Source organism: Methanobrevibacter thaueri, from assembly GCF_015062915.1.
Lineage (GTDB): Archaea > Methanobacteriota > Methanobacteria > Methanobacteriales > Methanobacteriaceae > Methanocatella > Methanocatella thaueri_B.
In genome coordinates, this window is record NZ_SUTJ01000008.1 from 56853 (window position 1) to 80211 (window position 23359).

Consider the following 23359-nt stretch of genomic DNA (forward strand, 5'->3'; position numbering starts at 1 on the left):
TTTTACCACCTTATTTTTTATCATAAAGCAATCCGCCAACGAACACCAAGTGTTCAGGCAGTTTGCCATCATGAGCGTAAAGTACTTTAAATCCGAATATGTCCTCAACTGTCCTGTCCACGTCGGCTCCAAGGGCTTCAAGTGGATATCTCATCTTGAACGGCATCTTGCACATCATGCCGAATTCCCTTGTGCATCTCATGCACAGGTTGCATTTTCCTAAAAAGAGACCCTTTGAATCCTCATTTTCCAGGACATAGATGTCATTCATCAATCGTCCCTTGATGCGTTCGAATCTCTTGAGAACAAATTCCAGCTCCTCATCTGAAAAGGTGTGCTCCAGCTCTTCAGAGGAGAATTCTATTTTAAAAGCGATAATCTTGAGTTTATTGTATGATTTCCAAAGTTCATCCACATCAAAGTCGAATGGAGGGTAGCTCCAGTTGTATCCTAGGGTTTCCTGCTCTTCAATGCAGAGTTTGGAGAATTTTTCAAAGTCGACGTAATTTTTATAGTACTCTTCAACGTCAACGTCTGCAGTTAGTTTCTTTATCTCTGACATAATTATTTATATACAAATTTAATATTATAAAACTTTCCTTTAAACATTATCCATCAATTGTCCGATTTATCTTAATCTTTTTTGAATTATACCCAACGGCCTTGTTGACATTAATCAGAGATTGCCTTAATGTCGAAACGATTGCGCTTAACAGCTCCTCGTCAAAGTCTATTGTCTGCTGGCCCTTGAACTCGCAGTATTTTGAGATTTTCTCTTCCTCAAAAAAGTTAATAAGCTCATCCCAATCGTATGAAATCTCTTCAAGGATTGTTTTAGCGTCAATGAGCTTGTCATTCAGCTCAACCGCCTTTTTGAGGGATTTCTTTTCAATGTTCTTGTAATCGGACATATCCTGGTTTTCAAAATCATATAATGTTTTCTCATACATCTTATCACTTTTTAGGTATACCAAAATTCTTGAATAATCTTATAGAAATAATCATATATTAATGTTTTTAAAAAAAAGATTCACCTTGAAATGTGCTGGCCCGGATTTAGAAAGTCATCCAGAAACTCCAAGTCGATGTCAGCAACATCAATGAACTCGAAAGTGTTAATCAAAATATTTTTGAGATTCTTACCGACCTTGATCATGCCAATATGTTCCTTGGTGAAAATGAATGTGATTAAATCAACTGCATTGTTGAACTGCCTTTTTTGAGTGTGGACCAAGAAATCTCCCTGGATATAGCAGTTTTCACGGCCATACTTTGCAACGAAATTCTCGCAAGCCTGAGTTATGAACACCTTAGGCCCCACATTGACCTTGACATCATTCAATCTGGATGAAGCCATTTCAAGTAGTATCACACAGTTTTCAACCTCATCGCTCCAGTAGTCAGCCTTGAATACATTGAACTCCTCACTGTTGAGTTTCCTTTCAAGAGCCTCACAGGTCTTTCTAAGCTGAGGGTGAAGAGTATCCAGTGGCATGTCAGGAATATCAAACCTGAATGCAATCAAATCACTGTTTCTCAATTTAAACTCGTTTAGAATATCCTCTCTTTTCAATTCACGAGGAAGCGGGTAAAAATAATCTTTCTTGTTGTCGCCGAATAGGTAGTTGCGTGCGGATTGGATGAATTCCGCCATCTTATCAAGCCTCAATGCGGCTCCAACATTTCTGTTTTCATCAGTCGGGTCTATGACTATCAACGGGTCCTTGAAATTCTTGGAAGTACCATATTTTTCCAAATCGATGACATGACCGTATTTCCAGTTGACAGCCGCCTTGAGAGTCTCCTCAAAGGTTCCGTAATGGATAATGAGCAATTCGCAAAGGTATCCTGCAAATCCGCCCACCTTGAACTCAGAACCGTATGTTCCAGTCATTGCCATGAAGCGTTTCAAGAGAAGAACCTCATCTTGCTGTGACTGGCTAAGATTTGCCTTGACGTAACGAGTGTGTAGAATTGTCCTGTCAACAGCTGATTTGAGCTCACTGCCGTCCTTGATGGAATAGCATGGAACGATATCCACTTCACACTCCTCAATCACGGTTGTGACGTAAGGGTGTGATGCAAAATGATGTTCAGCATCAACATCAAATTCAGTGCAGCATTCATGGGCCAGTTCAAGCCCTTTCTCTTTTAAATATTTTTTGTCTGTATCCAATGGAAATGCTATGAAGATATCAATGTCTGACTTTCCCTTAAGTGCAGTGTTTTTTGCAACGGATCCGACCAGTGTCACCTTGGCGTCAATCCCCTTTTCATTGCATGCATTCTGCAGGAAATCCATTATCCTTTTAGAGACACTGTCAATGTGTTCCTTTTCCTCTGTTGTCGGTTTGATATCTTCTAAAATAGCTTCATAATCCATGTAATCACAATTCAAATATTGTTAAATCCTCATATATCGGTCCTTGAGGTGTTAATGTAGATTTCTTAAGGATGATTCTGTCAACTTCCATTTCACCTATCTCAACATCCTCGAACTCTTCAATGGTCTCCTTAACCTTGTTCTTGTTTTTGGCTGATTTCATCCTTCCTATTGTCAGGTGTGTTGAGAATTTCCTGTCCTTGTCAAAGCCCAAACGGGTGAACTCCTTATCGAGCCTGTCGTGCATATCCTTTATGATAGCATCATCATCTATTCCAACCCATATGACCTTGATGTGGTTGCTGTTTGGGAATGCTCCGCAGCCCTTGATGCTTATTTTGAATGGATGGAAATCTGCAAGGACATTGGCTATTGCCTTTTCAAGCACTTCCAAACCATTGGTGTCGATGTCTCCGAAGAACTTCAAGGTCAAGTGCAGGTTAGCCAGTTCCACATACTTTATTCTGGTGTCGATCTGCTTGAATTGCTTGATGATTTTATTGATTTTCGGCTTCAGGTCATCATCCACATCAATTGCCAAGAATGCTCTTACCTGGGACATCTCCAACACCTACTGCTCTATGATAGTCTCGTCAATTGCAATTCCGAAGTGACGTGCACTGGTTTCAATGTAAACCTTCACCTTGTCTCCAGGTTTCACATCTGCAACTGACAATGGTTCGTTGTTCTCATCAACAATGCGGATTGTTTCAGCGTTTTGAAGCAGTGTTCTGATTGTTTTTCCTTCATATTCAGCTTCAATGAGTATCAATGGACGCCTTTCAATCTTGCTTCTTCCGACATATGCTGTTCTGCTTTCCCCTTCAGTGTTTACAATCAATACTTCATCCCCGGCAACAAGCTCTGATAGGTATCTTGTTTTGTTGCCCGGAACCATTACATATGCCTGGACAGGGCCTGCGTTTACCCTGAACGGTCTTGATGCAACATATTCGCTTTCAAGAGATTCTGAGTGTACAAGAAACATTGATTTGGAATATGAACCGATGAGCATTCCTTCACCTGGCTTCATCATGTCGGTTGTGTCAACACATACCCTGTCTCCTGAACCCAATGGCTTGACGTTGGTTACTGTGGCCACTTTCAATTCATATTTTGTCTGTGATGCTTCCACGACTTCCTGAGCAATCTTTTTGATGTTGTTGAAGTCATTGGCTTCAAAAATGACCCCGTCTGTACCGTGTTCAAGGGTTTCAAGTGCCACTCTTGCACCGTCAAGGTCCCTCACTGCAGCTATGATTTCAACATCCTCTTTTTGAAGGTCCGCAATGATGTTTTCAAGCGGGATGATTGTCCAGTCGGTTCCGACAAGAATGATATAATCTACGATTGCACCGAGTTTCACGGCCAATTGCTCATGAGCCTTATCTGTGATTATGATATATGCGCATACTGTTTTTCCTTCGCTTTTTGCTTTTCTTGCATCGGCAATATCAACTGAATCGGTGAAATCCTCACTCAATTCAATGAATCCGTCTCCTTCACCGTTGATTCCGACAAGATATATGTCTGCTTCATCATTGTTTGCAATTATCTTGACGTTTCCCAGTTTTCTGATGAGTTCCGCATCATCAAGGTCAAGCACATGGTCGATTCCTGATTCCATTGCAGTGGTGATCATTTCCTTCTTGTCTTCCCATAATTCATCAGGTGTGCTTATCCAAGCGAATTTGTCTTGCATCCAATCACCTTATTCTAAGAATTTCATTGCTTCATCAACTTCAGCGTCATGGTGAACGATTTCAGAGATTGCACGGGTGATTTTTCCAGGGTTTTCAGCTTGGAACAGGTTACGTCCGAATGCAACTCCCGCACCGCCGACTTCAAGAGAGTCCTTTACCATCTGCAATAGCTCTTCATCAGTGTCTATTTTAGGACCTCCAGCAATCACTACAGGAACGATTGCTCCTTCAACAACTTCCTTGAATGAGTCAGGGTCACCGGTGTAGTTGGTTTTGACGATGTCAACACCTAATTCAGATCCAACACGTGCAGCATGTTTCACGAATTCAACATCATGCTCGTTTTCCACTTTCTGTCCTCTTGGGTACATCATTGCAAGAAGAGGCATTCCCCAGTAGTCACAGGTTTCAGCTATTTTTCCCAATTCCTGAAGCATTTGGCTTTCAGTGTCTGAACCTAAGTTCACGTGAATGGATACTGCGTCAGCCCCTAATTGGATTGCTTTTTCAACGCTTGTTACTGTTACCTTGTCGTTTGGGTCAGGTGCAAGGGAGGTACTTGCTGACAAGTGCACAATAAGACCTATGTCCTTACCGTAACCACGGTGTCCTTGTTGAACTATTCCCTTATGCATTAGGATTGCGTCCGCTCCACCTTGGGAGATGCTTTCCACTGTTTCGTCCATGTCGATTATTCCTGGAATCGGACCGCTGGACACTCCATGGTCCATTGGTGCAATAACTGTTCTTTTTGTATTTCTGTTGATGATTCTTTCTAAACGAATCTTTTTACCTATCATAGTTATAACCTCAATTTATATTATCTATTTAATATTATTTAATATTGATTGTACAAAAATATACAATCCAATAATCAAATCTGATAAATAATGTAACATAAATCATGAATTTTTGAACATCTTACAATCAAATCATATTATTTTTATCAATAATAATCCAATATTAAATATCTGCTATAAAGTTTATATAATTTTTTGAAAATAATGTGTTAAAAAACCAAATTGGATAAAATGGCAAAAAACAATAGATTTGATAAAATCATGAAAAAATATTGAAAAAAAATAGTAGTTAACCAAATATATGGTTAATTGTTGTGAAATAATTCATTTATTTGACATCAAGTCATCATAAATAAGCTTCCACTGAGGATTCATCTCATGAAGCATGAATCTTTTGAAGATGTAATCCAAGAAAAACACTCCCTTTTCGGTGATTTGATAGAATGTGACTTTCTTGTCATCCTGTGCCACTTCCTCACCGGTAATCAGTTCGTATTCTTCCATCTGCTTTAAAATAGGATAAATCTTGCTGGGATTGGATTTCTTTATGACTCCTTCATCAATTAGATTTTCAAAAAACTTGTCCAATTCCTTCATGATTCCATAGCCGTGAATGCTCTTGTTATATTTTATAATCCAAAGCACAAGAAACCTGTACAATCCGTTTACTGTGGATTTGACAATCTTATTGCCCTTGATGAAATCAACATAATTGTCCTGTTTATTCTCAGACATTAAAAATGCACCTAAAAATTGATTAATTGAAAAATTGTATCCCTTAGATTGTTACATGAGATATTTTTTTATATCTTTTTGCAAAGTCTAACCGGGATAGTCACATTTCCCGCCATCAAAACATGTGCATCATTATCTACACATTTGCTATTCTGTTTGACGTCGGCAATACCATGTTTGTTGAATTTAAACAGAAACTGAGCACATTATCAAGACTAACTCAAGACCGTTAGAAGCATCATCCCCAATTTCTTTAAGTTAATTCAAATACACCTAAATATATTTTTATTTAAAAAAGTATATAAAAAGAGTACTCTAAATTTTAGAATACTTCAAGTTGATTATTTTTCAATCGAGTCCGTCCACAATGAGAATTCCTTTATTTGAGGAGGAATTCCTGAATCATGGTAAGACTCTAAATACCCTTCAGCTGAAACATACTCCTCACATTTTCCCTCAGCTGAATTGAAAAACTCCAAAAGTCCTCTGTTTCTTATGAAAGTGTGTGTAGGCTTGAATGTACTTGACCAGATATAGAATACCTTAAATACAGTGTCAGGATGATATCCACCACCAAGATCAATCAGCAGCATGTCACATGACTGGACTGTCTCAAACACTTTCAATAATGTATCATGCAGCCTCACATCCTCATTGATGAAATTCACATGAGCCAACTTTTCCATTTCTGCAGACGCTTCAGGAGAATTGTCAAGCGCTATGATGTTGCAGGTTTCAGGAAGTGTTTTTGTGGTTCCTCCAACGTGACAGCCGAGTTCTATAACCGTATCGTCCGGCTTCACCAATTCGGCTATGTCACGGCGATACTTTTCAACATCATAACTCAATTTAATCATGAACTATCCCAACATTGTTAAGTTTATCTATATGGAAGTCTTCTATGCCAGTATCTTTTAATGAGCTTTCATCAGATGCAAAGGCAAATACAGTATTTCCAAGCATTGCCATGGAACTACCCAAAATATCATCACAGGAATTAAGATAATCAATAAGTTCTTTTACTTCGCTGGACATTAGTTTTGTCTCATCGGCAAACTTATATGAAAAGTCCAGGAAATTCCACAGGCTTGACTTTTCCTCAAAAAACTCAAGGTATTTCAATCCTACATCAGAAATTACCTCCTTTTTATGAGGATCACTTATGACACTTGATGTGTCAATCTTTCCAAAGGTCTTCCAGCCGACAAATACATCCTCCTCAAAGGATTCTATTTTACCAATACCTGGAGCGCCAGGTTCTGTTCGCAAAACCATTCCTTTTCCACTTTGAGCGATAACATCACCCAAGCCACCTCCAAGATTGACTTCAGCCATATGTGCGATTTGACCGCATAGCTCTGTAGGATAATTCAACTCCAGAAAATCATTTAACGCCAATGCCAGACTAAAGGCTGAAGCGGCTGATGTGCCGAAGCCTGCTCCAATAGGCAATTGTATATCCTGTGTGATTTTAAAATTAGTGTCTATTTCCAAAATGCCTAGAACCTCATCAATTACTGTTGAATCCCCCTGATTGACATTGATTTCTAATTCATCAGATGAATCCACTGTTGTTCTGACTCCCTTGGAAAGTAAAAATCCTGCACCACATGAACCGTTCTTCAATGACACTTCATGGTTTTCTATTGTAAAAAAGCCTGTGATGTGGCCAGGTACAAAAACTGAATTTGACATAAGTAATATTATGTTTTCAATTTAATTAAAATTTTTGAAAAAATACTAAAAAAAAGAAAAAAAGAGTTATATGAAAAATCATATAACCAAATTATTGTTTTCTACGTCTTGATCCGAATCCTAAAGCAATTAATACAACGATTAAAGCCATTATTGGATTACCAGTGGCTTTTGAGTCGATTTTTGCTTTAGCTGATTTTACAGGTTTTTCAGGATGTACAGTAGTATTGTCAGGCACATCAGTACCATTTTCAGGAACATCAGTTTCATTATTATGCTCCACGGTCACGTTTGTAGTGTTGGTACTGTTGACTGTGTCATTAGTAATGTTGTTTCCTGCAATAGCATTGTTCACCTTGAATCCTTCACTCATTGCCTTGAATACAATTGTGAAATTAGCGGATTCGCCAATGCCTAATGTGCCGTTATAGTTCCATCTGCCATTTCCGTCATATGACCATTTGCCTGTTTCATCAACAGTATGATCATATTCAAGACCATCTGCTCCCTTATCGATTACATATACTCCAGTCAAGTTGCAGTCACCAGTGTTTTTGACAACAATGGTAAAACTGGTTAATTCACCCACTTTAACTGTTTTATTGTTGGAAATTTTCTCAACAGTCATGTTTGGAGCATAAGAAGTGAAGTTTACAGTATCATTGTCAAATGTGTGATTTCCAAGACCGGTTGTAACATTGTTTACCATTTTACCAGTCTTTGTAACATTAAATATCAATATGATATTAGCAGTTTTTCCAGGAGCTAAAGTATCATTCAATGTCCATAGTTTAGTTTCTTTATCATAAGTCCAATTATATGGAGATTTAAATGAATCATATACTAAACCATCACTGAAATAAGTCTCATTTATCCATGGAAGAGTAATGTTACATTCACCTGTGTTTTTAACAGTGATATTGAATTCAGCTTGCTTATTGATGCAAACCACATTTATGACGTCTTTTTCAACACTCATTTTCGGAATTGTCACATTGAATCCTATTACATTTTGAGTTGCTGAAGGAGTTAAAATTTCAACGAAATTGAATACCTCAATTCTGCCATCATCCAATGTTTTAATAGCATTGTTTGTTGGAACTCTATAACCGCTATTATATAACTCCAATACCTTTTTAACAACTGGATTATTACTATTTTCATAATCATGGTCTGTGAAAATATTAACTTCATCTTGTAAATCATTATGATCTACATTTTCATTATTCCAATTTGTTAAAATTAAAATTTTAAGAAGTTCCCCAACTTTTTCCTCAGTAATCGCATTTTGAGCAAATCTTAAATTCTCCCATAACACACCATATCTTGGATAGTCAGCATCTTCTTCAATACAATATACATAATAACCGTCAGCATAACCTATATTTTTCTCTCTATCATAAGTCATGTCGATATAATTTGTATGATTCATTGAAAGAGCAACTTGTCCAGGATGAATGTTATTATTCTCATTCAATTTTGTTGCCGCAAGCACTACCCAATCATCATCAGCGGTATTGTCATAAAACTCACAATCTGAAACATTTGCGATTATTGTGCAAATTGCTCCTCCGTGATTTCCATGATTTCTAATGAATGTGGAATTTGTAACAGTAGGATAATCGCAACTTAAAGCACCACCATATCCTTGAGCATGATTGTCAATGAAAGTACAATTGTTGATTGTATCGCCTTGTTTGGTACTGGATACTGCTCCACCACCATATTTTTCAGCGATATTTTTTGTGAATGTATTATTTTCAAGGAAATTGTGTCCATATTCAAATAATATTGCACCACCCATAAGAGCTACATTATGAGTGAAATTTGAATTTGTAATAGTTGTGTTTTCAGCCCAAGAGAATATTGCTCCACCTTTTGTCAAATTACGATCAAATGGAGGATTTGGGAAAATTCCATTATCTGTAAAAGTACAATTGTCAATGACAGGATTTGTGCATCTAGTTGCCCCATCTTTTCCGAAATATACTGCTCCACCTCTTTCAGCGTAATTTCCAACGAATTCAGAGTTAACTATTGTAATATTATCTCCAGTATTAGCAAAAATTGCTCCACCATATTTAGAACAATGGTTTTTAAAGAAGTATGAATTGTTAACTAATAAGTTGTTTGAATTGGAATATATTCCTGAACCATAATAATCATTAACAGCATTCCTTAAAAATGAACAATTATTAAATGTTGTATTGTCTGATGAGGATGGAACATATACAATTCCATAACCGTATCCTGCACAGTCATGAATACTGGTATTGTTGAATAAATTATTCTTACCATTCATCCAAATTGCAGCACCATCACTATCAGCCGCTTGATATGAATCTGTAATACCAATAGAATTTGCAATTTCACAATCATTTACAGTAATATTATCACAGTTGACAGCAGCTATTGCACCACCTTGATCTCCATAACAACTGGAAAATTTAACGTTATCAATAACTGACTCACTGGCATCAGTATATAATAAAACTCCACCACCAAATCCGTGAACCGCAGTAACATGCCCTGAACCTATAGAACTATCTACAATCCTTATTTTGTTGTTTGAAAAAATTGTAGCACCGTTTCTAGCCTTGTTGTTGTAAAAACTACAATCTGCTATTAAAGTGTCATGAGCTAAATTATAAATTGCACCGCCCATATTGCTAGCTTTATTTGCGTTAATGCTTGAATTAACAATTGAAATACCCTTATGATCGGCAATATAAATTGCAGCACCATTACTGTTACCAGAATTACTGTTGGAACTTATTGTACATTTATCAACTTTAACATTGTCCCCATCAATAAATAATGCCCCACCATTAGCAGATTTACCTTTAGTCAATTGTAAACCTTTAAGTACAACATTATCACCAGTAATTTTAAAAATTTGACGAGAATTTTCACCATCAAATACAGGCTTTTTATCATCAACAGATACAATATTTAAATTGTTTTTATCAATTGTTAAACCAGTGTTGGATTCTCCTTTATATGTTCCACTCATAACATAGATAGTGTCTCCTTCCTGAAGATTAGTGTTATCTAAAGCGGATTTTAAATCACCAAAAGGACTTGCTTCAGATCCATCTCCACCGGTTGCACCTGCTTTTACATACCAACTGTTTCCAGCACTTAAGACATCCCCACTTGAAGAGTGGAGTGTGTCAGAAACAGCTTCATTTTCAACCATCAAGTTTCCATTATCTGTTCCAACCACAGACACATTCCCATTATTGTCTGCAGCAGCAACAGCTCCTATACATAACATTAATACGCTTATTAATAATAAAATTCCAAATAGTTTATTAAATTTCATTTTTTCCCTCAAATGAGAGTCAAATCAAAATATAAACTAATCAAATTGATAATCTAATAATATAAATTAAATTTATTTCCAGTTAATTTAAACCTCTTAATAAATAATATCCGCAATCATCAACATGCTTAAAGTACAACAGAATATGGCTGACAGGAATTGCCAATCATATCTATTCCACAAAACACTAGACCAAAGAATACCAATCATTTTCAGTTGAAATATATCTGAACATTTGATTTTTATATTTACTCTAAGATTTGATTTAACTCAATAAATCGCAAATATATTATTTAAATTAATAAATTATTTAATTAAATTTTAAAATTCAATTAATATAATCGAATAAATTACTTATTCTCAACAATAATCTTATAATCTCCAAAATTATTATTGTAATCTTATATTATATTAAAACAATATTTATACTTTATTGCAAAAAATGATATAGTTTAATTCAATTTAATGAACATTTTTTAATTTTATATAAATTTTTTATTCAATAGGATTATCGGAAATTTAGTGAACAATAATTACTGAAAATAAAAGTATCATAAAAATATTACATAATTTTGAGATAAAAATGAATAGAATACATTACAATTTGAATGAATAAAATAAAAAATGTAAACTAAATTAATGAAATAATTGAAAATTCATATGTAATCAATATTTTACAGAATAAGTATAGTTTAATAAGTACTAGACAATATTGTTAAGACAAAACAAAAATATTTTACATATGTTTAACAATTTTTACAAAATGATAAAAGTATACTAAATTTTGATATACTCTAATAAATTAAATATCATTCAAAAATTGAATGCAAAGTCAACTATTCTTTATTAGAATAAAGTTGAAGTGAAAAAAATATGAGGAAGATGAGTTCATTCATCTATCCATGATTTTACAGTATCTTTTGCATCATATACGCTGGCACCAGGAATTGACAATCCCCTTTTGATTTCAGCGCCTTGGCATAATTTGTCCAAATCCTTTTGAGATGAGCCAAAACCGGACCCTTCATGGGTTACAAATGGTTTTACAACTTTACCAGTAAAATCAAGTGGCTCTAGTTGAGTAAACATTGGCATCGGCAAGGTTCCCCACCAGTTTGGAAAACCGATGTATATTGTATCGTATTGATCAATGCTTTCAAGGGTTTGCTTGATTTCAGGCCTTGCATCATCTTGCTGTTCCTTTTTGGCCACATCAATGCATTTCATGTAATCGTCAGGATATTCTACTGCAGGTTCAACTTTAAATAGTTCTGCATTGTCGATTTCCTGAATGTATCCGGCAATAACTTCAGTGTTTCCCTTTTCGATGTTTTTAAGTTCACCGCCGAAGTAGTTTTCACCGTTTCTTGAAAAGTAAATTACTAAGCTTGACATAATATTAACTCCTTGTTTATTGTTTAAATCTTTTTAGTATATAAATGTTGCTACTCGCAACAATTATTGAATTTAAGTTAACCTAAAAAAGCCTTTAAAATTAGAATTTTGGAAATCCTAAATAGTAATATCTTTAAATATGATAAATAATTAATATAACATATGTGGATGCTTAAAAGAATTTTGTCCATTGGCGGATGACTCAGAAATTCTCTCCACACACTTTTTTTAAAAAAATAAAAATAGAAAACGTAATTAATTACGTCTTCTTAATGGTAAAAATATTCCCATTACTGCAATCAAACCCATTACCACAGGATTTGCAGTTTCATGCACTGATAAGTCAATTGTATCAATCAAACAAAAAAAGTTTTCAAAACTTGAATATGAAAAAAAGTAAAAAAAAAGAAGAATAGGAAATCTATTCTTTAATTGATCTTGCGAGTTCTGCACCTTTCTCAAATGCTTCAGCCATTACATCCTCATCAGGTACGAACAATACATCTAAAGTGTCGGTTACAGTGAATCCGGAAGCTTCTAAATCATCTTGGAGTTTTTTAATGGCTCCTCCACCCCAACCTTTGGATGAAAAGATTAATGCGTTTTTCTCACTGCCTGTTCCCTTGAAGTTGACACAGTCCAACCAGTACATCATGTTACCTATTCTTGGGAATGGCTTGTTCATCATTGTAGGAGCTCCCAATGCGATTGCTTTTGAGTCCAGAATGTCAGTAATCACATCATCAGGTCCGTCTTCCTGCATGAAGTACATTGCAACCTCAACGCCTTCGCTCATGATACCTTCAGCGATTTGGTAAGCGAGCTTTTCGGTTGAATGGTGCATTGTGTCATAGATAACTGTGATTTTGTCCTTGCACACACCGGATCCCCATTCTGAGTATTTTTCTACAATTGGAGCAGGGTTTTTCCAGATTTGACCGTGACATGGTGCAATCATCTTGATATCATTGATTAAACCAGTGTTGGTTAATTCATCCAGTTTCATCCTGAGCATCGGTGAGCCTAATGTCACTAAATTAGCGTAATATTTTTGAGCTTCCCTTAAAAGGTATTCTGTATCATAGTCCTCATCAAATCTTTTTGAGCGGGCCACGTGCTGACCGAATGCATCATTTGAGAATAATATTCCTTCTTCAGCCAATAATGTGAACATGCTGTCCGGCCAGTGAAGCATTGGAGCTGATATAAATTTTAAAGTTCTTCCGCCAATGTCCAGTTCGTCGCCGGTTGCAACAGCATTGATTTCAAGGTCTGAGAAGTTGTGGTATTGTGCTTCAAGGAATTTGATACAGTTTGCAGAAGCATAAATTTCGGCTTCAGGATTGTATTCTTCAATAGTTTGTCTTAAGAAAGTGGAATGGTCCATTTCGGAGTGGTTTTGAACGAATACATCAATCTTGAATTCTTTTCCTTCTTGTTCGAATGCGTCTTTCACTCTTGCATCGAACTGTTCAAACATTCCTCTGTAAACGTTATCGATTAATACAGTTTTTTCTTCACCAAATACAAGGTATGCGTTGTATGTGGTTCCTGGAATTCCATATCCATGGAAAGTTCTGCTGTGCCAGTGGATTACACCAACCCAATAGACACCGTCTGCAATTTTTACTGCTTTTGCTTTCATTTCAATAACCTCATAAAATATTTAAGTTATATAACTATATATTCTATATTCTATATAAATTATTTTAATTAATTAATAAGAGGTCATATTTTGAACAAAAGAATCGATTTACATATGCACAGCCTATTCAGTGATGGTGAATTGTTGCCATCAGAACTTGCAAGAAGAGCCTTGAAATTGAATCATGAAGCAATTGCAATCACAGACCATGTGGACTGGTCAAACGTTGACACAATCCCTGCCATTCAAGATGCAATTGATGATATTAACGCTAACTGGGACATTACCGTTGTTTTAGGTGCTGAAGTCACTCATGCTCCAACCGAATCCATTGACGGAATAGCTGCAAGAGCCAAGGAGTTAGGTGCAAAAATCGTTGTGGTCCATGGTGAAACATTGAATGAACCTGTTACTCCTGGAACAAACCGTGCAGCAGTTGAATCCGAAAACATTGACATTTTGGGCCATCCGGGATTGATTACCATTGAAGAGGCAGAACTTGCAAAGGAAAATGACATTTATTTGGAGATATCTGCACGTAAGGGACACTGTCTTGGAAACGGACATGTTGCAAACGTTGCCCGTGAAGTGGGAAACAAATTACTTGTCAATACTGATACTCACTCACCTGACAACATTATCACTTTTGAAAAGTCATATGAAATAGCTTTAGGTGCAGGATTAACACATGAAGAAGCCATGAAAGCCATCGTGGACAATCCTCGTGAATTACTTAAGAAAAAAGGAGTAATGTAAAAAAAGTGTGTATGTAAAAATATGTAATTTAATATGATGTTTAAATTAACATCGTATTAAATAACCTTATATGTCAAAATTAAGTCTTTTCCAAGAGAATAAGAATCAACCAATTCCAGTTTAACCGCATCATCCATCAAGTCAAAACCTTCACCGTCAAAGAAAGTCTTTGCATTAGCTCCACCGACAACCATCGGAGCAACGCAAATCCTTATTTCATCAATTAGACCTGCTTTTATCATGGAGAAGTTCAATGTGGCTCCTCCCTCAAGCATCAGTTTTTCTATTCCTTCCTCATGCAGGTAACTCATCAATAGACTTAGGTCAACTCGATCATCACCTGAAAAGAAAAATTTGACTCCTCTTTTCTTGAAGGTTTCATACTTGTCTGATTCCATGAAATCATGCTTGTACTCATTTGCACATGCAATGATTGTCTTTGCATCATTGTTTGTGATTCTTGCATCGATTGGTGTTCTGCATTTGCTGTCAACAACCACTCGAACGGGATTGTCCTCAGGGTTAGCATCAATCTTGTGTATAGTGAGCCTTGGATCATCTGCCATTACTGTGCCTATTCCAACCATTATTGCATCACATTCCTTTCTCAGCTCATGAACCCTTTCAAGGTCTTCCTTGCCTGAAATGTTTGAGCTTCCGGTTTGTGTTGCAATCTTACCGTCCAATGTCATTGCAGCGTTCAATATTACATATGGCCTCATTATCTCACCTATATATGATAGAACATTTCCTTGATGTGCAGGAAGTTTGCTAGTGTCTGGTTTTCAAGCATTCCAGGCATGGTCAATGCCACAAGAATACCTAATACACCGAATATGATACCTATTCCCCAGATTATTTTTACCGCATCCTTTTCTGCAATAGGTCTTCTTAAAACCAGTCTGATTAATGACTTGAAGCCTTGTTCCGGTCTTACAAGCTTTCCTTCATCGTTTACTTGTGTAGGCTTTTGCTGTTGACGGTTCATTACTCCTGCAGAGTAGAATTTCAATGCAGCGTCAATGATGTTTGGCATCAATACGATTAATGCAATTAACTTCACCCTTCCGATAAATGCAATGCACACTACCGCAGCTCCGATAATCAATGTACCTGTGTCACCTGGGAAAATCTTTGCAGGATACCTGTTATAATAGAGAAATGCTATCAATGCACCGAGCATACTCATTGAAATGATTGTTACGTCGTATTTGCCCAATATTATACATGCTATTGTCAGGGAGGTCATTGAGATGACACCAAGACCGGATTCGATACCGTTCAATCCGGCAAGCATGTTTGTCAGGTTTGATCCGATTGACAGTGCAATTGGAATTGTAATGAGATAAAGCAATCCAACATTTGATGGTGCAGCCCAAATCAATGGGAGACCTGCTATAAAGAGCAACAGGAACTTGTCTCTGGATGACAATGCAAGCAAGTCATCGAGAATACCGATCATTCCAACAAGCAATATTACAACAAGAACTATAACCAGTGGAAACGCTAGGATTTCATGCATATAGATTCCGGAAAACATTCCCAACGTGAATCCGAAGAGTATTCCGAACCCACCCATTTCAGCAACAACGGGTTTCCAGGACTTGTGAATATCCTTACCGACAATGTCGGCTTCTTTCATCTTTCTAATTATCTTAGGCATCACTATTCTGGTGGCCAGAAAAGAAAGTATGCCGCAGACAATAGCAATCACATATAACGGAAGTTGCGGTAAAATTATCATACTTAATTATTTAAAATTCATTATTAAAAAAAGTAATTATTTTTTGTTTAAAATATAATAAACAGTCCTTATGGGAATATCTAATTTTTCAGATATTTCTTTGGGCTTTAGGCCATCTTCCCTAAGACGTTTAACCTCATCATGGTCATGTTTTCTTTGGCGATTGTCAAAATCAGCTTTAGCCTTTCTTAACAAATAATAAACCCTGTTAAGTGAAATATCAAGTTTTAATGAAATTTCCTTAGCGGATAATCCCTCATTTGATAGTTTCAGGACATATCCTTCAAGCTCATTGCTTCTGGACTTTGCTCCCCACTCATATTTCTTTTTAACCTCAATGTCAAGTTGTGACAATGCATCGATATATGTTTTTGAAATCCTATTGTAAACACTTGGAGAACAGGTTATCTCCTCAAGATTAGAATATTTATCCATCAAATCCATAATCATCACAGAGGACAATGGCTTTGTAATGTGAATCGTTCTCACTTTATTATCCATGCAAATCACTTCTTAATCAGTTTCAGGAACTGCTTGGATTTGTCGCTTTTCGGATTCTTGATTTTTTCAATGTTTTTAATCTCTGTTTTAATCTTGGACTCGTTAATGTTGAATGCATAGCTTATTTCACTCAATTCTTTATCTGAATTCTGATTGATCAGCGCTGCACCCAATGCAACATGGTTGAACTTGATATTGGAGTTTCTGATTTCCTTTTCAAACTTGAAATTATCATATAAAAGCAGATCCATTTCAGGTATTTGGATTATCTTGATGTCAGTGTAGTCGTTGAGGATTTCTATAACCTTTGAGTATGAAGTCTGGAACACTTTCCTCTGTTCCCTGTCCAGCTCGACACGTATATATGGGAATGGTCCCATGTCAATCTTACGTGAATTGTTTGAGGTTGTCATATAATACTTGAAGATGTCCCACAATATCAAAACGGTTGCAATATTCTTTAAGGAATTCTTGTAGATGTTTTCCCTAATCTTCAAGTCACGCTTCAATGACCTTGTCAGGTTTCCGAACTTATCAATGAATCCCAATTTTTTAAAGCTTTTCTCGATTTGTACCTTTCGCCAATCCTCAATATCATCAAGGTCATACTGGTCGATGAAATCAGGGGATGCATTCTTGTACTTGTCGATTATCTCATCGTACTTGTTGATTCTTTTAAAATCTGCCAGTTTCCTTTTAAGGATTTCGTCCTTTATGGAATCGATTATTTCCTGACCGTATCTGACATACCCAAGAGCCAATGCTGTTCTTGCATGATTGTCGTCAATGATTGCAGGCTTGGTTCTGTGGAAAGTCAATTTTTCAATTCTCACTTCACGACCATATCTGCGCCTGACCTCTTCATCGTAATTGTTCACATATTCTGAGTCCAGTGTGATGGGTTTGCGAATCAGACGCTTATTCTTATCCCTGAAACGTATTGTCATTGAAATTGTTTTAACTAGTCCTTTACGTTCCTGTTTAAGAATGTTAAGTACTTGTTTAAGAGATTCCCTACCATATGATGACAATTCGCTTCTTAAAACCATGTAATTTCCTGACAAAGGCAGGTAAGGAATTATTTCAATTCTTTGTGTGGATTCCCTGTTGACTTTGAATGTGAATCCCTGGCATCCACAGGTGCATTTGCCGTCCATCTGCCTGTATTCGCTCATGGAATATTTCTTATAGCATGAGTTGCACTTGACATATCCGAATTGCTCCAGGTTTCCGAGGGCAATCAGATGTGAATCGATGGCTGACTTTACCCTGTTGAGAATGTTTTTCTTGGCATTAGCAGAAGTCCGGAATATCTGGTTGTGGCGACTGCTTTCACCCATCTCATCAATGGTTACCTCAGCAACCGCCTTTGTTCCATACTTGTTTAGGGATGTGAAGGGAGTGGTGTATCCTTGCGCATCCATATCATCTCTGAACTTCAGCAAAGCGTTTAATCTGTCATCTAGCTTAAAGTAAAGACTTTTGAAATTATCAAACTCTTCAATATTTTCCAAACTAATTGAATCGTTTGATATTTCTTTTAAATAGCTTTCAGCCTTGTTCACTAGAGCAGATTCTTGCATTTTAATCTAATTTATTGAATTCTTTCGCCGACTTTTCCAGCTTCATCAGGAGCAAGCAATGCACCGGATTCTCCGGTAGCTAAAATCATGCCTTCTGATAATGTTCCGAATAATTTTGCTGGTTGCAAGTTTGCAACGACACAGACTTTTCTGTCGATTAATTCTTCAGGTGAGTAGAATTTTGCTAATCCTGCAACGATTTGTCTTGGTTTTTCCTCACCGATGTCCACTTGTAATTTTAATAGTTTATCGGATTTTTCGATTTTTTCAGCTTCTTTTACTTGTCCAATTTTAATTACTACTTCATCAAATTGATCTATTGTTATTAAATCACTCATATTATCCTCTTCTTCAGTTGTTAAGTTTTCTTTCAATTTTGCCTTTTGGGCATCAATCTCTTCATCATCAATCTTTTTGAATAATGGTTTGGCCTTGTTGATTTCATGGCCTGTTGGCAATTCAACTTTGGCATCGTTCCAGTTGTCAAGGGATTCGATGTTCATTATCTCAGCAATCTTATCAGCCTTGGATGGAAGGAACGGTTTTAGCATGTAAGCCAATGTTTTAGCCAATTGGTTTGACAGGTAAAGGCAATTTGCCGCTTTTGCCATGTCCTCTTTAACAGCTTTCCATGGCTCTTGGTCGTTGAAATATTTGTTTCCTTTTTTAGCAACCTTAAATATTTCAAGCAATGCTTCTCTAAATTCGTAATCGGCAATCAATTCACCTGCCTTGTCAGGCAATGCCTCAATAGCTTTTCTGAATTCCTCATCTTCTTCTGATGGGTTTGTGTATTCAGGGATTTTGCTGTCAAAGTATTTCTTGGTGAACACGAATGTACGGTGCAGGAAGTTACCCACAACATCTGCAAGTTCATCGTTGTTTCTTCTTTGGAAATCATCCCATGAGAAGTCGGAATCCTTATTTAGCGGAGCATTAATTGTCAAATAATATCTTAAAAGGTCTGGCTCATAGTCTTTTACAAAGTCATCAATCCAGATTACCCAGTTTTTACTGGTTGACATCTTTTCCCCTTCAAGGGATAGGAATTCACCTGCATAAATCATGTCAGGCAATTTGCAGCCGTATGCCTTGAGTAATCCTGGCCAGAATATTGAATGGTGGTAGATAATGTCCTTTCCTATGAAATGAACAACATAATCATTCCAGTATTCCTCCCATTTCTTGCCAGATTGCTTTGACCATTGTGACGCTGATGAGATGTAACCTAGGAATGCTTCAATCCAAACGTACAATACTTTACCTTCAGCCTCATCCAACGGTACAGGAATACCCCAATCCATATCACGGGTTAAAATCCAGTCATTCAATCCTTCTTTCAGCCAGTTGGATGCATAATTCTTAACATTTGCCGGCAAGTTATCGTTTGAAGAGATGTACTCCTTCAATTCATCCTCAAATTCAGACAGCTTGAATGCGTACTGGAATGTGTCCTTGATTACAGGTGTGGTTCCACATGTAATGCAGTGTGGCTCGTCAAGCTCTGTAGGATCAAGGGCCTTACCACATTTTTCACAGTGGTCACCTCTTGCCTCAGCACCGCATACTGGACATAATCCCTCAACATACCTGTCTGGGAGGAACTTGTTACAGTTTGGACAGTAAAGTTGCTGAATGTCCTCTCTGTAGATTAAATCATTATCATATAATGTCTTAAAGAAGTTTTTGGCTATCTCATAGTGAGCCTCATCGGTTGTTCTTGTGAAATTGTCCAGTGAAATGTTCATTGACTCTACGTCACGGACAATCATATCATGATATCTTTTTGAAATTTCTATAGGTTTCTTGTTTTCCTTGTCTGCCTTAACTGCAATTGGAGTTCCATGCTCGTCTGTTGCACAGACCATCAGCACGTCATTTCCAATCATCCTGTTATACCTGGCATAGATGTCCGCCGGCAAGTAGGTGGAACGGATATGACCTAAATGACATGGTCCATTTGCATAAGGAAGTGCACATGAAATAAATATTTTTGACATTTACATAATCCCCTCAATTATTTTAAACATGATATAAATATGTTCCTCATATATAATAAATGCTTATTTTTTAACCTTCTAAAATCGCAAAATTTCGAGAATTTCAAAAAAATATTATTTAAGGTCAATAGTGACTTCAAAAATGAGTTAGTTATTTAAAATATGAAATAAAAAGTTAAAATCATGGCTGAAGTTTCATTTATCAACCCATTATCCGACGAAGGAAGAAGCATCATACGAGGATACGGTGATTTAAATCAGATATTCGATGTGGATGAGTCCCTAATAGAAATATGCACCCACACCATGAATCAAAAGATTTCAGATGATTCGCTGATTCCGAAATCATATGCTGACCTTGCAATGAAACGCATGCAATGGGCAATTGAGAAAAAGAACAACAAGAACTTCGTCCAGGCTGAATTCGAATACCTGACAAATGAAGACATCATCCAACAGGATGTGGTGACTTTTCACATACTCTGTCAGGCAATCGCAATGCAGTTCAACACAGGCTCACGTGAAACAAGACTGTTTATAGAATCACAGGGAGCTCTTATTTTGGAAAGACTGGCAAAGATTCCGCCAATGTCAAGGGCGGAAATAATTGATGACGTGCTTGATGAGGTAAAAATTGACGGTGCAATACCTTGGAAATCATTAAGGGATGTTGTTGCCAGCAAAAAATTGAAATTGACTGATCTTCTGATTGATGAGGGAGACATCATACTTCAGCAGGATGACTTCCTATACCGTTTCGGTGATGAATTCACTGACAGAAGCCCTGAAAGGATGTACAACATCATTATCGGTGACAGTGTCAAGGAACAAATCCTTTCACGTTTGATAATGCAGAAAACAGAGGAATACATTAACCGTATCAAGGAAATGTCTGCAAGGATTGAAATGCATCCTGCAATAATAAAGATAGGTGAGGATTTAAAGGATTTCATCCCCGAGGAAATCAGCAAGTACAACCAATACTATGCTGGAAGCGGTGGAATTTACGGTTCAGTTCAAGCCGGAAAATTAAATCCTGAAGCATTCCCACCATGCATCAAATCAACCGTTGAGGGAGTCTCATCCGGTGGACGTAACGATGCAATCGTGCTGCTTTTGACCTCTTTTGCATCATATGCAAGACTTTATCCGAGAATCTTTGCATCCGATGAGACAGTGAAAGTATCCGATATGGATCCTGACCTTACAATTACCGAAAATGAGATATTGCCGTTGATATTTGATGCTGCGGACAACTGTACACCGCCATTGTTTGACGACCAGCCACAGGAGAAAATAAACATCATATCAAAGCTGGGCTTTGGAATGCACGACAGGGTTGACATAAACCATGAGGGCGAAACCAAATGGTACACTCCTATGAGCTGTGAAAAAATAAAGATACACTTGCCTAACCTTTGCCATCCGGACAAGTCATGTAAAGGAATAAACAATCCATTGTCATGTTACGGCCGCAAAAAGTTCCAGCTGGACCAGCAACAGCCTAAAGACTAGAATGGGAAAACTGGAAGGGATTGTGGTTTTCTAAAATCGCATCATAATACTTGTTTAATATCTTGGATTCCCACATGTTATAGTTGGATTGCTCATTTTTTTGAAAATTATATGCCAATAGCCCGATTTGGCGCTCATACTCATCAATTCCCTTAAGCTCGCAGAATTCGGTGATGATATCCGGGATGTACTCACATGGGTCGTCGCTGCTGAACTCGAGAAACTCCTCATACTCTTCTTTTGAGAAGAATTCCTCTTCATCAATAGGGTTTTCATGTGATTTGATGGTGTATAATTCTATATAGATGTCGTCAGCCAATGGCAATTGATTCAGCTCAATGCCCAAACCGTAAACCTTGCCGTTTTCAAGATTCAGTACCGTATGGCCGGTTCTCATTCCGGTAAACCAGTTGTCGAATGCAGGTCTTACGATTTCCTCAGGAGTCAAGCCTGAAAGGATGGTCTTTAAATGTTCAACGCCAATGACTTCAACTATTTCTTCCATAAACTTATTTTAATTTAAGTCATTAATAAAAGTGTGCAAAGGCACGGAAGCACACTTGGCGAAATAATATATACTTTAAAAAAGTAATTTATTATCATGTTTTCTAAGGCTACAATTAAAGAGCGAAGACAATACTACCGTGAGGAATGGGACCCGAAAGACCTGCCTGACTTCATTGCCAATGACATCAAGAAAAGAGAGTTCGGTTTTGACCATAACGGACGTGGCCCTAACGACAGGTATAAGGTGTTCAGAGGAACCGAGTCCTTGCGTAAATTCCTAAGGTACAAGGCTCCTTTTGCAGCATACATTTCAGTAGCTTTCTACAATAACCCAAGAAGAAGGGAAGACTGGCTGAAAGCCGAATACATCTTTGATGTGGATGCAAAGGACATTCCAATCAGGTCATGTCAATGCAATGGAGTGTGTGAAACCTGTCTTGGCGAAGCTTTAGAAATAGTGAACAACCTAATTGATACTTTAGAAGGCGATTTAGGATTGAAAAACATCCACCTCATCTATTCAGGAAGAGGATATCACATCAGAATCCTTGATGATGAAATGATGACTGCCGGAAGCGAACTCAGATCAGAAGTCCTGAAATATGCCGCAGGAGCTGAAGTTCCAAAATCACAGTTCATAAACTCTGAGGTTTCAAACCAAAGCTTCAACTTTGAGCATTTCTCAATCCCTGTGGGATACCAGAAGATTTTCACAAACCGTGTTAAATTCAACATTCAACACCTGGTTGGAAATGAGAAGCTTGACGGAATCAACCCTAAGCTGATGAAGGATATAATGGCTGCAAGACATCACCTGGACAATGACAACTGGGGACTGTTCAAAAAGGACATCGGCCCTAGACGTTACAAGAACCTTGTAAATGCAATGGCAAGGGTTAATCTTGCAACAATCGATGCAAAAGTATCAATAGACCTTAAAAGGATTTTAAGATTGCCATCATCACTGCATTCAAAAGTGAGCATGAAATGCATGGAAGTAAAAGACCGTGAAACCTTTGATCCTTTTGATAAAGCGGTTCCTAAATTTGTTTATGAAAGAAAAGGTGTATAA

At 37.1% G+C, this 23359-nt stretch carries 21 protein-coding genes; 3 read left to right on the plus strand and 18 right to left on the minus strand.

All coding sequences use genetic code 11. From position 1 onward, the window contains the following. Window positions 1-10: 10 nt before the first annotated feature. The 12 genes from E7Z78_RS06660 to E7Z78_RS06715 form a co-directional block, all read right to left on the minus strand. Window positions 11-562, minus strand: coding sequence for a DUF2284 domain-containing protein (locus tag E7Z78_RS06660; RefSeq protein ID WP_303724385.1), 552 nt, complete (start codon window positions 560-562; stop codon window positions 11-13). A gap of 46 nt (window positions 563-608) precedes the next feature. Then, the gene (locus E7Z78_RS06665; protein ID WP_303724386.1) at window positions 609-950 is read right to left on the minus strand and encodes a hypothetical protein; all 342 of its coding nucleotides are present in this window, start codon (window positions 948-950) and stop codon (window positions 609-611) included. An 80-nt stretch (window positions 951-1030) separates the two neighbouring features. Next, on the minus strand, window positions 1031-2383 hold the full coding sequence (cca, locus tag E7Z78_RS06670; RefSeq protein ID WP_303724387.1) for a CCA tRNA nucleotidyltransferase: 1353 nt from the start codon (window positions 2381-2383) through the stop codon (window positions 1031-1033). 4 nt (window positions 2384-2387) lie between these two features. Beyond that, window positions 2388-2945, minus strand: coding sequence for an RNA 2',3'-cyclic phosphodiesterase (thpR, locus tag E7Z78_RS06675; RefSeq protein ID WP_303724388.1), 558 nt, complete (start codon window positions 2943-2945; stop codon window positions 2388-2390). Window positions 2946-2954: 9 nt separating this feature from the next. Then, window positions 2955-4085, minus strand: coding sequence for a 3-dehydroquinate synthase II (locus E7Z78_RS06680; RefSeq protein ID WP_303724389.1), 1131 nt, complete (start codon window positions 4083-4085; stop codon window positions 2955-2957). Window positions 4086-4094: 9 nt separating this feature from the next. Next, the gene (locus E7Z78_RS06685) at window positions 4095-4886 is read right to left on the minus strand and encodes a 2-amino-3,7-dideoxy-D-threo-hept-6-ulosonate synthase (protein WP_303724390.1); all 792 of its coding nucleotides are present in this window, start codon (window positions 4884-4886) and stop codon (window positions 4095-4097) included. Between the two features lie 324 nt (window positions 4887-5210). Further along, window positions 5211-5621: a PadR family transcriptional regulator gene (locus E7Z78_RS06690; RefSeq protein WP_303724391.1), complete on the minus strand. Its 411-nt coding sequence runs from the start codon at window positions 5619-5621 to the stop codon at window positions 5211-5213. A gap of 341 nt (window positions 5622-5962) precedes the next feature. Further along, the gene (locus E7Z78_RS06695) at window positions 5963-6478 is read right to left on the minus strand and encodes an SAM-dependent methyltransferase (RefSeq protein WP_303724392.1); all 516 of its coding nucleotides are present in this window, start codon (window positions 6476-6478) and stop codon (window positions 5963-5965) included. Further along, window positions 6471-7316 (minus strand): pantoate kinase, encoded by an 846-nt coding sequence (locus E7Z78_RS06700; protein WP_303724393.1) that lies wholly within the window; start codon window positions 7314-7316, stop codon window positions 6471-6473. Before E7Z78_RS06700 ends, E7Z78_RS06695 begins: the two co-directional genes overlap by 8 nt. Before the next feature lie 91 nt (window positions 7317-7407). Beyond that, window positions 7408-10593 (minus strand): right-handed parallel beta-helix repeat-containing protein, encoded by a 3186-nt coding sequence (locus tag E7Z78_RS06705; protein ID WP_303724394.1) that lies wholly within the window; start codon window positions 10591-10593, stop codon window positions 7408-7410. Between the two features lie 936 nt (window positions 10594-11529). After that, window positions 11530-12036 carry a flavodoxin gene (locus E7Z78_RS06710; protein WP_303724395.1) on the minus strand — a complete coding sequence of 169 codons (507 nt, stop codon included), beginning with the start codon at window positions 12034-12036 and terminating at the stop codon, window positions 11530-11532. A gap of 421 nt (window positions 12037-12457) precedes the next feature. Then, window positions 12458-13681: an FprA family A-type flavoprotein gene (locus E7Z78_RS06715; RefSeq protein ID WP_303724396.1), complete on the minus strand. Its 1224-nt coding sequence runs from the start codon at window positions 13679-13681 to the stop codon at window positions 12458-12460. Window positions 13682-13771: 90 nt separating this feature from the next. Between E7Z78_RS06715 and E7Z78_RS06720 the strand changes: the two genes are divergently transcribed. After that, window positions 13772-14437 carry a histidinol phosphate phosphatase domain-containing protein gene (locus E7Z78_RS06720; RefSeq protein WP_303724397.1) on the plus strand — a complete coding sequence of 222 codons (666 nt, stop codon included), beginning with the start codon at window positions 13772-13774 and terminating at the stop codon, window positions 14435-14437. A gap of 56 nt (window positions 14438-14493) precedes the next feature. Here the strand turns inward: E7Z78_RS06720 and E7Z78_RS06725 are convergent, their stop codons facing one another. The 5 genes from E7Z78_RS06725 to metG are packed head-to-tail and all read right to left on the minus strand — an operon-like array spanning window position 14494 to window position 20265. Next, complete coding sequence (locus E7Z78_RS06725; RefSeq protein ID WP_303724398.1) at window positions 14494-15159, minus strand: 2,5-diamino-6-(ribosylamino)-4(3H)-pyrimidinone 5'-phosphate reductase; 666 nt, start codon at window positions 15157-15159, stop codon at window positions 14494-14496. A gap of 8 nt (window positions 15160-15167) precedes the next feature. Beyond that, on the minus strand, window positions 15168-16181 hold the full coding sequence (locus E7Z78_RS06730) for a glycosyltransferase 4 family protein (protein WP_303724399.1): 1014 nt from the start codon (window positions 16179-16181) through the stop codon (window positions 15168-15170). Between the two features lie 36 nt (window positions 16182-16217). After that, window positions 16218-16682 carry a hypothetical protein gene (locus E7Z78_RS06735; protein WP_303724400.1) on the minus strand — a complete coding sequence of 155 codons (465 nt, stop codon included), beginning with the start codon at window positions 16680-16682 and terminating at the stop codon, window positions 16218-16220. A gap of 5 nt (window positions 16683-16687) precedes the next feature. Next, window positions 16688-18265 (minus strand): DUF530 domain-containing protein, encoded by a 1578-nt coding sequence (locus E7Z78_RS06740; RefSeq protein ID WP_303724401.1) that lies wholly within the window; start codon window positions 18263-18265, stop codon window positions 16688-16690. An 11-nt stretch (window positions 18266-18276) separates the two neighbouring features. After that, window positions 18277-20265, minus strand: coding sequence for a methionine--tRNA ligase (gene metG, locus E7Z78_RS06745; RefSeq protein WP_303724402.1), 1989 nt, complete (start codon window positions 20263-20265; stop codon window positions 18277-18279). Between the two features lie 183 nt (window positions 20266-20448). On the opposite strand from metG, the gene priL reads away from it, so the two are divergent. Beyond that, window positions 20449-21780 carry a DNA primase large subunit PriL gene (gene priL / locus E7Z78_RS06750; RefSeq protein WP_303724403.1) on the plus strand — a complete coding sequence of 444 codons (1332 nt, stop codon included), beginning with the start codon at window positions 20449-20451 and terminating at the stop codon, window positions 21778-21780. Here the strand turns inward: priL and E7Z78_RS06755 are convergent. Next, window positions 21770-22285: a hypothetical protein gene (locus E7Z78_RS06755; protein WP_303724404.1), complete on the minus strand. Its 516-nt coding sequence runs from the start codon at window positions 22283-22285 to the stop codon at window positions 21770-21772. The two genes, priL and E7Z78_RS06755, sit on opposite strands and share 11 nt — an antisense overlap. 96 nt (window positions 22286-22381) lie before the next feature. Here E7Z78_RS06755 and priS point away from each other — a divergent pair, with 96 nt between their 5' ends. Further along, window positions 22382-23359, plus strand: coding sequence for a DNA primase catalytic subunit PriS (priS, locus tag E7Z78_RS06760; protein WP_303724405.1), 978 nt, complete (start codon window positions 22382-22384; stop codon window positions 23357-23359).

What these genes read in the sequence shown, in the direction of transcription:
- E7Z78_RS06660 (WP_303724385.1), bottom strand. Translation starts at nt 562, where the DNA reads ATGTCAGAGATAAAGAAACTAACTGCAGACGTTGACGTTGAAGAGTAC.
- E7Z78_RS06665 (WP_303724386.1), bottom strand. Translation starts at nt 950, where the DNA reads ATGTATGAGAAAACATTATATGATTTTGAAAACCAGGATATGTCCGAT.
- cca (WP_303724387.1), bottom strand. Translation starts at nt 2,383, where the DNA reads ATGGATTATGAAGCTATTTTAGAAGATATCAAACCGACAACAGAGGAA.
- thpR (WP_303724388.1), bottom strand. Translation starts at nt 2,945, where the DNA reads ATGTCCCAGGTAAGAGCATTCTTGGCAATTGATGTGGATGATGACCTG.
- E7Z78_RS06680 (WP_303724389.1), bottom strand. Translation starts at nt 4,085, where the DNA reads ATGCAAGACAAATTCGCTTGGATAAGCACACCTGATGAATTATGGGAA.
- E7Z78_RS06685 (WP_303724390.1), bottom strand. Translation starts at nt 4,886, where the DNA reads ATGATAGGTAAAAAGATTCGTTTAGAAAGAATCATCAACAGAAATACA.
- E7Z78_RS06690 (WP_303724391.1), bottom strand. Translation starts at nt 5,621, where the DNA reads ATGTCTGAGAATAAACAGGACAATTATGTTGATTTCATCAAGGGCAAT.
- E7Z78_RS06695 (WP_303724392.1), bottom strand. Translation starts at nt 6,478, where the DNA reads ATGATTAAATTGAGTTATGATGTTGAAAAGTATCGCCGTGACATAGCC.
- E7Z78_RS06700 (WP_303724393.1), bottom strand. Translation starts at nt 7,316, where the DNA reads ATGTCAAATTCAGTTTTTGTACCTGGCCACATCACAGGCTTTTTTACA.
- E7Z78_RS06705 (WP_303724394.1), bottom strand. Translation starts at nt 10,593, where the DNA reads ATGTTATGTATAGGAGCTGTTGCTGCTGCAGACAATAATGGGAATGTG.
- E7Z78_RS06710 (WP_303724395.1), bottom strand. Translation starts at nt 12,036, where the DNA reads ATGTCAAGCTTAGTAATTTACTTTTCAAGAAACGGTGAAAACTACTTC.
- E7Z78_RS06715 (WP_303724396.1), bottom strand. Translation starts at nt 13,681, where the DNA reads ATGAAAGCAAAAGCAGTAAAAATTGCAGACGGTGTCTATTGGGTTGGT.
- E7Z78_RS06725 (WP_303724398.1), bottom strand. Translation starts at nt 15,159, where the DNA reads ATGAGGCCATATGTAATATTGAACGCTGCAATGACATTGGACGGTAAG.
- E7Z78_RS06730 (WP_303724399.1), bottom strand. Translation starts at nt 16,181, where the DNA reads ATGATAATTTTACCGCAACTTCCGTTATATGTGATTGCTATTGTCTGC.
- E7Z78_RS06735 (WP_303724400.1), bottom strand. Translation starts at nt 16,682, where the DNA reads ATGGATAATAAAGTGAGAACGATTCACATTACAAAGCCATTGTCCTCT.
- E7Z78_RS06740 (WP_303724401.1), bottom strand. Translation starts at nt 18,265, where the DNA reads ATGCAAGAATCTGCTCTAGTGAACAAGGCTGAAAGCTATTTAAAAGAA.
- metG (WP_303724402.1), bottom strand. Translation starts at nt 20,265, where the DNA reads ATGTCAAAAATATTTATTTCATGTGCACTTCCTTATGCAAATGGACCA.
- priL (WP_303724403.1), top strand. Translation starts at nt 20,449, where the DNA reads ATGGCTGAAGTTTCATTTATCAACCCATTATCCGACGAAGGAAGAAGC.
- E7Z78_RS06755 (WP_303724404.1), bottom strand. Translation starts at nt 22,285, where the DNA reads ATGGAAGAAATAGTTGAAGTCATTGGCGTTGAACATTTAAAGACCATC.
- priS (WP_303724405.1), top strand. Translation starts at nt 22,382, where the DNA reads ATGTTTTCTAAGGCTACAATTAAAGAGCGAAGACAATACTACCGTGAG.